Genomic DNA, 12,294 nt, shown 5'->3' on the forward strand with positions numbered 1-12,294 from the left:
TTACTCACGCCCCTTTCTCGCACCTGTCGACGGATTGGCCGGAGGTGCACCAGTCTGATCGAATGGCAAAGAAGGCATTGACAGTTTTTCCCGCAAAGCCACCTCAACCTTGAGCGCTACATCAGGATGTGATTTGAAATAACTTTTGACAGCCTCTTTACCCTGGCCTATTTTTTCCGTTCCGAGAGAATACCATGAGCCTGCTTTTTCAAGGACCCCATTCTCAACACCAAGGTCGATGAGTTCGCCAATTCGGGAAATCCCCTCATTGAAGCTGATGTCAAACTCCGCCTGTCTGAAGGGAGGAGCCATCTTATTTTTGACAACCTTAACCCTTACCCTGTTTCCAAGGACCTGATCCCCATCCTTGATCGCTTCGATTCTCCGTATGTCCAAACGAACGGAAGCGTAGAACTTCAGAGCATTTCCACCAGTGGTTGTTTCGGGATTGCCGAACATCACACCGATTTTCATCCGGATCTGATTGATGAAAATAACGGTCGTATTCGATTTTGAAATCGAGGAGGTCAGCTTTCGAAGGGCCTGGCTCATAAGTCTCGCCTGAAGCCCCATGTGGGAATCCCCCATTTCTCCTTCAAGTTCTGCCTTTGGAACAAGTGCAGCTACCGAATCAACCACAACAAGATCAATGGATCCGGAACGAACGAGTGTCTCTGCAATTTCAAGAGCCTGTTCCCCTGTATCCGGCTGGGAAATCAGCAGATCTTCCGTCTTGACCCCAAGCTTTCTCGCATAACTGATGTCAAGAGCATGCTCAGCATCAATGAAGGCTGCTATCCCACCCCGTTTATGAACTTCCGCGATTGCCTGGAGGGTCAATGTCGTCTTTCCGGATGACTCCGGGCCAAAGATCTCGACAACCCTTCCCCGAGGATATCCGCCAATACCCAGTGCCAGATCAAGCGAAAGCGATCCTGTCGGAATCGCCGGAACAACCACAACAGGCTGATCTTTTCCCAGCCGCATGATCGAACCTTTACCAAATTGCTTTTCAATCTGGGACAAGGCAAGTTCCAATGATCTTTGACGATTTACTTCTTTTTCTTCGGCCAACATTCCCCCTTCCGAAATACCAGCAGGTATTTCGCAATCATCAGTACGATATCGCGTGGCAGAATGCCACATTCAAAACAGACTATAATTCCACCCACAAAAATTCATTCAATCCAGACGGTTCTCCATTTTACACCAAAAGCCCCCCCATGTTGAAATAGAAAAACTCTTTTCCACTAAAAATGGGGCTGAAAGGAGGCTCCGGCATTGAGACCGATAAAAATAAGCTGTCCAAGAAGACCTGCGACCAAACCTGCAAGAACATCGTCCGCCATAATGCCCAACCCTCCTGGCAATCGCTCCAGATCAGCGATGATCCAGGGTTTTTTGATATCAAAAACACGAAATAGAAAAAATGCCAGCATCATTCCTGAAGGAGTGTGGGGTAAGATTGAAAGTGCGACAAGTTGGCCCGCAACTTCATCGATGACGACACAGGAAGGGTCCGGATCAGAAAGCTCGGCAACAGCCTTATGGCTTGCAAAAAGACCAAGGAGAACAATGACAAGGATCAAAAGGATCTTGGTTGTGAACGCCGGACTTGGAAAGAGTGCCCAAACGACAACTGTTGCCAGACTGGTTATGGTTCCTGGACCATAAGGGAAATAGCCAAGGCCGAAGACGGTATAGACCCATTTCATTCGGCCAGCCTGATAAACAGCATTCCTTTCCGGATCTTACAAACCAAGACTTCGGACATGATGGTCCAGAGCCACGAAAAAATCATCCCCCATCAAAAATCGGATAGTGCCTTCCATCGAGCGGTACATAAGCGGACCGATTCCGCTATCGTGACAAGGAAGGTGGGAGAGGTAGGGAGTTGACTGGGATCGGAGGATCGTTTCCCCATCCTTGTTATAGACACCCAGAGGATACTGGACACAATCAAGTGGTTTGAGCGCCATCCAGTTCATTCCCTGATCGATGGCATAGGCATGAATCGAGCAAACATTTTCCATCCGGTCATTTTTTGTCAAAAAAATACAGGAGTCCATTTCTTCACCGCCTTCCCCTCCCTGCCGCACAATCTCGTTACAGCGGTAGTCCGACTCAAGATCGATCGCCCTGGCCATCGCAAGGACTTCATCTCCGTCAAGCTCACATCCATCAGGGCACTGGGTTCGACAGTCTGCGACGAATGTCCCCCTCTTTTCAAAGATCTTTTGTTTTTGGGGGGTCATATAGGGCAGAATCCCTTCCATATGGGGGAAAATCCGGTCCGCCTCCCCTGGGGCCAAAATATTGGATCGATAACAGCACATAGAATGACAGTTTTGAGTTGTCACATTACAGTCATAAACAGTCATCCAAAGCTGTGGATCGACCAGGACTCCATTGATTCTGACATAAGGTATCTCACGTGACGGAAAGGGAATAAAAGCCGCATTGGACATTGTTTGCTCTTTCAAGGGGGTTCAGAAGCGCATGCTTCTGAAAGGTTAGTAGAACTACTTTTTCAAAGGGATCAGCTGGAAATTCAGGGTGCCCTCATTTGTCGTGATCAGGATATTGCTTTTCCTTGCCTTGTCTGTTGCTTCAATCATCAGAACAGAACGTGATGTATCATTTTCCCCGGAGGTCGATCGAGTAATCGTCCATCCACTGGAGGAACCAACCTGCATATCCCGAATTCTTTGCCCCGACTTGAGTTCAATGGCACAGACATGGTCAATCGCGCAATGGATACTGGGGCCTGCCGCATCATCTCCTGTCGACTCGATCAATAAATAGGAAGGCCCCCCTGAAGAGCAACCCGCGGCAACAAATAAAAGCCCCAAAGAAAGTGTTCCCTTGAAAATTCTGGAAAGAGCAAACAAACGCACAAAATTCTCCCTCGTCAGAAGTGGCCGTGAACGGATGGATTGAGTGTATCTCGCAAAAACACAGGGAATACAAAGTTCCACAGTCAAGTTTGACAGAAGTTATTTGCTGTGGCAAGGATGGTTTCAGCAAAAAGATTAAGGATGTTTTAAAGAGGCTGGGAGATTAAAAAGCTGCCCCCCAAAAGCATTCTCTTCCATGCCCCGAGGGGAAGATCAGTCATGTTTCATATTGTTTCAGCATTGCAAACTGGCCAAAAATTCATGATAGACTGAACTTCGGTGAACTGCCCAAAAAAACATCCATCAAAAACCTTTTGTAATAAAAAAGGAGATTTCATGACATTTTCCAGAGAAACATCAAAAAAGGGTCTCTCGTGGTTCCGAGGAATTTTCTCAATGGCAACTCTCTTGTTTTCCACCACTCTCCTTGTGCCATCTCTCTCTTCAGCAAAGGAGACGACCGGAGTGCTGATGGTTTCAAACAAACACATCTCAGCGTTTGATGGAAAAACAAGCTTCTCCCCGAAACACATCATCAACTATCAAAATCTTTTCATTGATATCACCAAGACAAAACCATACAGGGATCCCAATGGCAGGATCGTTGCCATCCCCCGCAATGCAATTTTCAAAAACGCCAATGAGGTCACCTTCCGATTCTGGCACCCCAGGCATGAACCAAGACTTCTGGATGGAATTGTCGTCAAATCCTACGATAAAAACGGACACCTTATCCATCATGGAGTTTTTGACAGGGGAGTCTTTGTTTCCATGATGATCAAAGACCTATTTCATGGAAAATGGGTTGAACTCCAGGATGTCGGAACATTTGTCCAGGGAGACAAATCACTCTATGTAAAAGTGCGCATTCGTCACAGCAAGCAAATTGCACTGGTTCCCTTTGCAACATTTCTTCAGGATTTCGCCAACAGGATTAATACGGAACCGGTGATTTCATGGGCTGTCAAATAACCCATTTATTCCTTTGACCTTGGGGTTTTGTGACCCGTTTGAGACTTTTGATGGCTTAACGGATCATAAAACCCTTCACCTCATGAATAAAATCCAATCATCAAAAACACTTAGCCTCAAAACGAACTCAGCTTGCAGCATGTATTGAAATAGCTCAATAAAAGAGTATGATATTGCCGCTGTTTGACATGAGGGACAAAAGCCCCGAGAATTCACAGTGGGAGCCGAGAGACAGATCCGGTCAATTCCTTTCGGGCACTCCGCATCTCATTTGACGACCGGAAAAACACAGGAGTTCACAAAATGTCGGCCGGAAGGTTCGATTGGATGTGGCAGGAAAGATTATTTTTAATTCCCTTAAAGGATAAACTGGGACCACTTTTCACCTTTTCTTTTAGAGGGTGGGGTCTCCATTTTGTCTGGCCCAAGGGATTTGGGCTGACCTAGCCCAAAGATTGGAGGAAAGAATTGCACGCTCTCGGCACACACCTTCTCGTTGACCTCAAGGATTGCCAGAATGACGGATTAAACGACATTCAGTTTGTACAGGAAGCCATGCTTTCTGCTGCCCGCGACGCTCAAGCTACAATTGTGGATTTCAAGTTTCATGAATTCAGCCCTTTTGGCATTAGTGGGGTGGTCGTTATTGCCGAATCCCACCTTGCGATCCACACTTGGCCTGAGTATAAATACGCCGCAGTTGATGTCTTTACCTGTGGTGACACACTCCAGCCGGAAGTGGCAGCCATTGCGCTAGCAAAAGCATTTGCTTCCAGAAACCCAAGTATTCATGAAGTCAAGAGGGGAATCATCGGGATAGACAATATCCATCGCCCCCATAAATCTGAAGACGCCGGAAAGGCACCAACGACAAAAGACACACTGCCAGGAGAGGAAACGGTTGATCATGAGCGAGCCTCGGACTTCGAAGTGGTATATTGAGTACTCCTCACCCTACCTGGGGCACATGCATGGGCTATCGGAGCTCGTTGTATCTCTCAGGACAAACTTCCAGAAGATGGATATCCTAAGGTCCGGAGCATTCGGCACATGTCTGATTCTTGATGACAAGATGCAGTCCACTTCGGTCGATGAATTCATCTATCACGAAGCATTGGTCCACCCTGCGATGCTTGCCCATCCCAGGCCGGAAAAAGTTCTCATCATAGGAGGCGGCGAAGGAGCGACACTGCGTGAGGTCCTTCGCCACAAGACTGTGAGACAGGCGGTTATGGTCGACATAGACGATCAGGTCATCGAACTGAGCCGCAGACATCTTCCGGAATGGCACAAGGGGTCCTTTGATGATCAAAGGTCTGTCGTTATCGCCACAGACGCCAGGAAATATCTTGAGGAATCCAAGGATACCTTCGACGTTATCATCACGGACCTATCGGAACCGGTCGAGGAAGGCCCTGCCTATCTCTTGTATACAAAAGAATTTTACCAGATTGCTGTCTCCCATCTGAGCCCATCGGGAACACTATCCCTCCAGGCCGGGACAGCTGCCATTCCGTATCTTTTTAACTTCGGAGCTGTCTTCCAGACTCTTTCCTCCGTCTTTCCGGTGGTGGCCCCCTATCAGGCATTCATCCCCTCTTTTGGCCTTCCATGGGGATTTATTGTTGCCAGCAAAGACAGGGATCCACGCAAATTTGACTCCAACAGCGTTGACTCGATGATCCTTGAAAGAATGCAGGGAACCAATGATTTTTATGACGGGATTTGTCACCAGGGTCTCTTCAGCCTCCCCAAACATATTCGGAAAGAACTCTCTTCCACGAATGTTGTAATTGAGGATAACCGTCCAATTTTCTCTTACCATTAATTAATCGGCTGACATGACTCCATACGATCATAATCGGACACCTCTATTTGACGCGATGGTGGCGCTTGCCGAGAGTCGAAAGGTCTCTTTCCATACACCAGGCCATAAAAGTGGAAAGGGAATCTCGACCCGTTTTCGGAAATTTGTCGGACCGAAGGTCTTTTCCATAGATCTGACCTGCCTCGATGAGGTTGACTCCCTCCAAAAACCTCGCGGAGTAATCAGGGAAGCACAGGAACTGGCCGCGGACATCTATGGAGCGGACCAATCTTTTTTCCTCGTCAACGGAACATCCGGGGGGAATCAGGCCATGATTCTCTCCGTGATGAAACCGGGGGAGCCTATTCTGCTCACTCGCATCCTCCACAAGTCAGTGGTCTCCGGCTTGATCATGACCGATTGCAAACCCATCTTCATTCCGCTTCAATCCACTCCGGACTGCGACTTGCTGCTGAATGACAGGACAGACACCATTATTCAGGCAATGAACCGTCATCCTGAAGCCAAAAAGCTTTTTTTAACTTCCCCAAACTATTATGGCGTCACACTGGATCTCCCCACCATCATTCAAGAGGCGCATAGCCGCGGAGTAACCGTTCTTGTGGATGAGGCACATGGCCCCCATCTCCACTTTCATGATGACCTGCCGCCCAGTGCTATGGCTTCAAACGCCGATCTTTGCGTTCAGTCCACCCATAAAATCATCGGCGGAATGACTCAAGCGTCCATTCTGCATGCAAAAAAAGCGAATATTGACATCGAACGATTGACCAGCGTCCTCCGATACCTTCAAACAACAAGTCCTTCCTACATATTGATGGCATCCCTTGATCTGGCTCGCATGCAAATGGCCACGGAAGGAAAAAAACTCCTGAGCAAGGCAATCGACCTTGCCAGAAAAGCCAGGGAGCGGATTCGGAAGATCCCCGGACTGACCTGTATTGACCGAGATGAAGTGAAAGCAGCCTCCGGAGGGGATAACGACCTTGACGAGACCAAGCTTGCGATTGGGGTGAAAGGAATCGGACTGACCGGCTATCAGGTCTCACAAAAACTGAACCACGAATTTGGCATTCAGGTTGAAATGGCCGATCTCCACCATGTTTTGGTCATTGTCAGTATCGGAGATCACAGGGAAGATCTTGACCGGCTGGTTCGAGCGATGGAGGCCATCTCACACCAAGCCATGACGTTAAAATCGATCATTCCAATCAATGTCAAGCCACCTTATGCCATTGCCTCTTCACGGATGAATCCCAGGGAAGCCTTTTTTTCCTCCCATCAATCCGTTCCTCTTGAAGAGGCCCTTGGAAAAACCGCTGCAGACATTGTGACCGTATATCCTCCGGGAATCCCCCTTCTGATTCCGGGAGAAGAAATAACACAAACAGTACTCGACCACCTGATCCTCATGCGTGAAACAGGGGCCACACTTGATGGTCTTGACTCAGACAACAGATTGATCAATATCGTCTGATTCTTCCCTTACTCTCCAGAGGTCCCGATGAATCGTCTTGTCAGAAATGGTCCATGGCTCTTGCTCATCCTTCTCATTGGTTCAGGGTGGGCCATAGAAACACTCATGGACGAATCCGTGGACTATCTGTGGTTCTCATCCCTGAACGCCCTGTCAATCTTCTGGACATACTTCTGGGCTCGGCTCCTTTCCGGTATCATCTTCGGAAGCCTTTTCTTCATCACTCTTTTCTCCGCACTCAGAACCATTCCGGGGAAGATACCTCCCATCACCATCCGGGTAGGTCCAAGGCTGCAGGAAATTCCTGTTGCCGGGATCAGAAAGACCCTCACCATTGCCATCTTCCTGCTCTCTCTTTTTGTGGGAGAAGGGTTCTCTGACCCCAACTCGGCGCTGTCGTTCCTATCTGTTATCAAGGCAGCCAATGGCGGCCCATCTGACCCGGTCTTTCATCACCCGCTCTCTTTTTACTTGTTTGACCTGCCTTTTTGGGAACCTCTCGTTAACTTCACGACTGCAGTCCTGATCATATCCGTCATTGTCTCACTCATTTTGGGAAAACTAACCGGATTTCTGAGGGCCTCTCAGACAGGTTTTCATTTTGAACCCATTTATAGAAAGCGTTTTTTCTTTCTTCTGGCCGTAGCAGTCGGATCTCTCGGATTATCGGTTTTCCTTGAACGGTATGATCTTTTGACAAAAACACATGAAATGATCACTGGACCAGGCTATACAGAGACTCACTCAACAATACCTGCACTCCTATTCGCATCGATCATGGCATTTCTGACAACGGCTGCCTGTCTTCTTGCAGCATTTTCAGAGTCAAAGAGTCTCCTTCCACTCGGACTTGGAACCACTGCGGCGGCAGCATACTTTATCGGAGCAGTCATTTATCCTGATATGCTTGAGCGATTTGTCGTTCTGCCTGACCAGTTCCATCGGGAAAAGCCTTATATCGAAAAAAATATCCAGTGGACGAGAATGGCTTATGGGCTCGACCGGGTAAAAGTGGAACATATTTCGGAACTCAAGACACCCAGCCAACAGGATTTTGAAAAAAATGCACCCACCATCAATAATATCCGGCTCTGGGATCATCGTCCCCTTTTGACGACAGTCAGACAATTGCAACAAATACGGACTTACTATCAATTCCCCTTGCTGGCACCCGACCGTTACACGGTCAATGGGCAACTCAGGCAGGTTCTTCTGGCACCACGGGAGCTGTCTTACAGCAACCTGCCTTCGCCTAACTGGATTAATCTTCATCTGGCCTATACACATGGACATGGATTGATCATGGCTCCGGTCAACAGGGTAACAGACGAGGGACTCCCTATCTTCTGGATCAGAAATATCCCACCGGAGACACCCGCATCCCTTCCACTCAAACATTCAAGGATCTATTTTGCGGACCGGAACTTGCCCTATGCGATTGTCAATACACAAGTCGGTGAATTTGATTATCCCAGCGGAAATAAAAATGTCTACAGCCACTATAACGGCAAGGGTGGAATCAGATTATCCTCAACCATGAGGAAGATCTTGTTCAGTTATCATTTCGGAACACCCAAAATCTTTCTCTCCGATGCCATTACCCCTGAAAGTCGGATTCTTTTCCATCGCAACATTTTTACAATCGTCCATAACCTAGCGCCCTACCTTACACTGGACCCTGATCCCGTCCCGATTGTCACCGCTCACGGCCGATTACTCTGGATGATTGATGCATACACAACATCTTCTCATGTCCCATATTCAAAGGAAGTTCCGGGTCCATTGGCCATGATCAACCCGAGGTCTCATTTCGCGGGTGGACATCTGTCTGCGTTGGGAAGCTGGCACCGGGAAATCAACATGATCCATAATCCGGTCCGAGTCATAGTCGATCCCCAGTCAGGAATACCAACCTTTTATGTAACAGACCCCAGTGACCCCATGATTGCCACCTACAGGGCAATTTTCCCGGATCTCTACAAACCGATGGAAATGATGGGAACGGACCTTGAAAGCCATCTTCGCTTTCCCCCGGGTATTTTCTCGATTCTTGCCAAAGTCTATGAGTCTTATCACATGACAGATCCGCATACTTTTTTTAATAGGGAAGATCTCTGGGACCTGCCCACACGAAATGAGCAGTCGATGAGCCCTTACTACACCGTCATGAGACTCCCTGGCTCCAGCAAGGAAGAATACGTCCTGATGCTTCCCTACACCCCATCACAACGCCAGAATCTTTCCGCATGGCTCGTCGGGCGGTCTGATGGAAAACACCTTGGCGGAATGAAGGTCTTTACCTTTCCCAAGGAAAGACTCATTTACGGACCTGATCAGATCGAAGCCCGCATAGACCAGAGGGGGCCCATTTCAAAACAGCTCACCTTATGGAATCAGCAAGGATCACATGTTGTCAGGGGAACACTTCTCATCATTCCTGTTGCGGGCACACTCCTTTATGTAGAACCACTGTATCTTGAGGCCACCAGTCAGGGAGCACTTCCGGAGCTCAGGAGGGTTATTGTCTCGATGGGTGATCGTGTCGTGATGAGAAAAACGCTTTCTGAAGCGATCGACGCCCTTTTTAACAACGCTTCCGGGAATGAAGCCAATCCACCACAAAAACATGAAGTCCGATCCAGGATTGGGGAAGAAGATGGATGGGTAGAACTCCATGCCCTAGAAAAAGATGCTGACGGGGCCCTTAGAAATGGAGATCTTCAGAGACTGGGAGCTGATATGAAAAAAATCCTGAATACCATTAGAAAACACCCCTAGAAAACAAGATGGGAGAGAGAAGAGTCAGAAAGGATTCTTTCGTGCGGATTACCCCAAACGGTCTTGTAAAAGTTCTCGGGCAAGAAGTCTTGTCGAAGGAGACATTGCATCCCCTCCCAACATTCTGGCAATCTCTCCCACCCTGACCTCTCCTTCAATCTCACGAACACTCGACTGAACGATATCCCCGACCAGGTTTTTCTGAACAAGCAAATGGGCATTCCCTTTTCTGGCAACTTGATGCAGGTGAGTGATCGTCACCACTTGACGGTGTTGGGCAATTTCTGACAAAAGGTCTCCCAATACCTCTCCAACCTCTCCGCCGATTCCGGAATCGACCTCATCAAAAATAAGGGTTGATCCTGCATCCCTGTCTGAAAGAATCCATTTCAATACCAAAAGAAGTCTCGAAACCTCTCCACCCGAAGCAACTTCATCAAGGGGCTTGGGAGGAATGCCTGGGTTGGCTGAAAAAAGGAATCGGACAGAATCCGCCCCTCCCGGAGGAAAATCTCCTTGGGGAAGATCCATCCTGTCAACGATAAAAACGGCATTTTCAAGCTTAAGCTTCGTGAGGCGATCTTTCATCATGGGCTCAAGCTTCCTTGCCCCTTCAATTCTCTTCTCCCGGATCAATCCTGAAAGCACAAAAAGCTCATCCTCAACAGTCCCAATCTCGGAACGCGTTGTAGCCAATTGTGCCTCAATCTCATCCGAGGGGGGAAGAGTGATATCCGAAAAAAAACTCCATAATTGTTGAGGATCTACCCGATATTTTCTTGATAACCTCTGGTAAAGATCAAACCGAGTCTCAACTCTCAACGCCTCTTGGGGATCAAATTCAAGATTTTCAAGATAACTTCTGGCATCTCCCGAAAGTTCCCGAAGAATGGTCATGGACTCTGCAAGCAACTTATGGATTCCAATCAATCGGCTATCATATTCGGTCAAGCGATTGAGCTCCGCCTCCAGATGCCTCAGCTGCCCCAGAACGGAAACATCTCCATCATAAACAGTATCGATAATGTTCCCGACACAGGTTTCCAGCTCCTTTGCATGTTGATGTGCCGAAAGAAGATCAGAAAGAGCTGCCCACTCTCCCTCCACGGGGGAAAGAAGAGTCCTGTCGTCAAATTTCTCCATCATGGAATCTTTTTCTGCTAGGAGCCTTCCCTCAATCTCCGAGAGGCGATCAAGCTCGGCAAGAAGCAATTTCCTTTTTGACCGGAGAACCTCATAATCTTCGACCAAAGACTCTGCTTCCGAAAAAACATCCAGAATTTTTCGATTCAGGCGAGCATCAAGAAGCCGGAAACTTTCTCCCTGACCTACAATATCGAGTAAAAGCCGCCCAACCTCCAGCAACTGTCCAGCAGATACAGAGTGCCCATTAACTGTCTGGCGCGTTCTCCCATTTTCAAGAAGGACACGCCGAATGACGATATCCTCATTTTCAGACACAATGTCTTTCATAAATTCCGGTATGATCCCAAGAGGAGAAAATCCCGCCTCAACAACCCCTTCATTATGCCCTGGCCTTATGCTCAAACCTTTGGGTTTCCCTCCGGAAATAAAATCGATTGCATCAACAAACAATGATTTTCCCGCACCTGTTTCGCCAGTCACCACTGTCAGAGCCGGTCCAAAAGAAATCATGTTCTGATCAATCGTGGCAATCGAACGAATATTGAGAAACTCAAGCATCAAGAATATCCCTGGAAATACGGAAGGAAAATGAACGGGTGCCAAAAAAACTCTGGCACCCGATCATTTGAGGCATCAACAACGATTATGAAGCAAGAAGAGTATCGATTTTATCTTTGAAGTTTTTCTTGCTCTGTGCACCGACAACCTTATCAACAATCTGTCCGTCCTTGAAGAACATGAGTGTTGGAATACCCATTACCTGATATCGTACAGCAATATCCTGATTATCATCAGTGTTGAGCTTTACAAACTGGACCTTTCCGGCATATTCGACGGAAAGCTCTTCTACAATAGGAGCAACTGAGCGACAAGGACCACACCATGGAGCCCAAAAATCGACCATCATCAGTCCCTTTGATCCAAGGACGTCCTTTTCCCACTCCTGACTGCCAACTTCCTTTACTGACCCTGCCATGAACCCTCCTTCACTGCTTTAAATGAAAAAACCATACCCCAACCCATCACGGGAAAGATTTCCCAAAAGTTCCCGAAGAGCTAGAAGCTTGATCAATAACGTTCAAGGGAAATCACAAAAGACAGATTAATCTCCTATCCCGCTATTGTATGAGGCGAATCCCGGGACTGTCAAACAAAAATCCTTAAAAAAACAGATAAACAGAATCTATCCAGTAAAA

The 12,294-nt window shown here is 47.7% G+C and carries 11 protein-coding genes; 5 read left to right on the forward strand and 6 right to left on the reverse strand.

Annotation, left to right across the window (positions count from 1 at the left end):
• The 4 genes from recA to LFE_RS07795 form a co-directional block, all read right to left on the reverse strand.
• On the reverse strand, positions 1–1,077 hold the full coding sequence (gene recA, locus LFE_RS07780) for a recombinase RecA (protein WP_041774228.1): 1,077 nt from the start codon (positions 1,075–1,077) through the stop codon (positions 1–3).
• Between the two features lie 173 nt (positions 1,078–1,250).
• Positions 1,251–1,715 (reverse strand): phosphatidylglycerophosphatase A family protein, encoded by a 465-nt coding sequence (locus LFE_RS07785; RefSeq protein WP_014449678.1) that lies wholly within the window; start codon positions 1,713–1,715, stop codon positions 1,251–1,253.
• A gap of 36 nt (positions 1,716–1,751) precedes the next feature.
• Complete coding sequence (locus LFE_RS07790; RefSeq protein WP_014449679.1) at positions 1,752–2,468, reverse strand: DUF3109 family protein; 717 nt, start codon at positions 2,466–2,468, stop codon at positions 1,752–1,754.
• Between the two features lie 54 nt (positions 2,469–2,522).
• Entirely contained in the window at positions 2,523–2,897 is a 375-nt protein-coding gene (locus LFE_RS07795; RefSeq protein WP_014449680.1) for a TrbG/VirB9 family P-type conjugative transfer protein, read from the reverse strand.
• Positions 2,898–3,293: 396 nt separating this feature from the next.
• Between LFE_RS07795 and LFE_RS07800 the strand changes: the two genes are divergently transcribed.
• The 5 genes from LFE_RS07800 to LFE_RS07820 all read left to right on the forward strand — a co-directional run bounded on the left by LFE_RS07800 (position 3,294) and on the right by LFE_RS07820 (position 9,952).
• The gene (locus LFE_RS07800; RefSeq protein WP_148272590.1) at positions 3,294–3,869 is read left to right on the forward strand and encodes a hypothetical protein; all 576 of its coding nucleotides are present in this window, start codon (positions 3,294–3,296) and stop codon (positions 3,867–3,869) included.
• Between the two features lie 468 nt (positions 3,870–4,337).
• Complete coding sequence (gene speD, locus LFE_RS07805; RefSeq protein WP_014449682.1) at positions 4,338–4,811, forward strand: adenosylmethionine decarboxylase; 474 nt, start codon at positions 4,338–4,340, stop codon at positions 4,809–4,811.
• On the forward strand, positions 4,777–5,697 hold the full coding sequence (gene speE, locus LFE_RS07810; protein ID WP_041774920.1) for a polyamine aminopropyltransferase: 921 nt from the start codon (positions 4,777–4,779) through the stop codon (positions 5,695–5,697). Before speD ends, speE begins: the two co-directional genes overlap by 35 nt.
• Positions 5,698–5,710: 13 nt before the next feature.
• A complete protein-coding gene (locus LFE_RS07815; RefSeq protein WP_014449684.1) occupies positions 5,711–7,174 on the forward strand; it encodes an aminotransferase class I/II-fold pyridoxal phosphate-dependent enzyme in 1,464 nt (487 codons plus the stop codon).
• Between the two features lie 27 nt (positions 7,175–7,201).
• Positions 7,202–9,952, forward strand: a complete 2,751-nt coding sequence (locus tag LFE_RS07820; protein WP_014449685.1) for a UPF0182 family membrane protein — start codon at positions 7,202–7,204, stop codon at positions 9,950–9,952.
• 48 nt (positions 9,953–10,000) lie between these two features.
• On the opposite strand, the gene LFE_RS07825 is transcribed toward LFE_RS07820, so the two are convergent.
• Together LFE_RS07825 and trxA are read right to left on the reverse strand one after the other, a co-directional pair.
• Positions 10,001–11,656 carry a DNA repair protein RecN gene (locus LFE_RS07825; RefSeq protein WP_014449686.1) on the reverse strand — a complete coding sequence of 552 codons (1,656 nt, stop codon included), beginning with the start codon at positions 11,654–11,656 and terminating at the stop codon, positions 10,001–10,003.
• An 85-nt stretch (positions 11,657–11,741) separates the two neighbouring features.
• Positions 11,742–12,074, reverse strand: a complete 333-nt coding sequence (gene trxA, locus LFE_RS07830; protein ID WP_014449687.1) for a thioredoxin — start codon at positions 12,072–12,074, stop codon at positions 11,742–11,744.
• Positions 12,075–12,294: the final 220 nt, after the last annotated feature.

Origin of the sequence: Leptospirillum ferrooxidans C2-3 (assembly GCF_000284315.1) — a bacterium.
GTDB lineage: Bacteria > Nitrospirota > Leptospirillia > Leptospirillales > Leptospirillaceae > Leptospirillum > Leptospirillum ferrooxidans.

Coding starts and splice junctions, on each gene's coding strand:
- recA (WP_041774228.1), bottom strand. CDS start 1,077: ATGTTGGCCGAAGAAAAAGAAGTAAATCGTCAAAGATCATTGGAACTT.
- LFE_RS07785 (WP_014449678.1), bottom strand. CDS start 1,715: ATGAAATGGGTCTATACCGTCTTCGGCCTTGGCTATTTCCCTTATGGT.
- LFE_RS07790 (WP_014449679.1), bottom strand. CDS start 2,468: ATGTCCAATGCGGCTTTTATTCCCTTTCCGTCACGTGAGATACCTTAT.
- LFE_RS07800 (WP_148272590.1), top strand. CDS start 3,294: ATGGCAACTCTCTTGTTTTCCACCACTCTCCTTGTGCCATCTCTCTCT.
- speE (WP_041774920.1), top strand. CDS start 4,777: ATGAGCGAGCCTCGGACTTCGAAGTGGTATATTGAGTACTCCTCACCC.
- LFE_RS07815 (WP_014449684.1), top strand. CDS start 5,711: ATGACTCCATACGATCATAATCGGACACCTCTATTTGACGCGATGGTG.
- LFE_RS07820 (WP_014449685.1), top strand. CDS start 7,202: ATGAATCGTCTTGTCAGAAATGGTCCATGGCTCTTGCTCATCCTTCTC.
- LFE_RS07825 (WP_014449686.1), bottom strand. CDS start 11,656: ATGCTTGAGTTTCTCAATATTCGTTCGATTGCCACGATTGATCAGAAC.
- trxA (WP_014449687.1), bottom strand. CDS start 12,074: ATGGCAGGGTCAGTAAAGGAAGTTGGCAGTCAGGAGTGGGAAAAGGAC.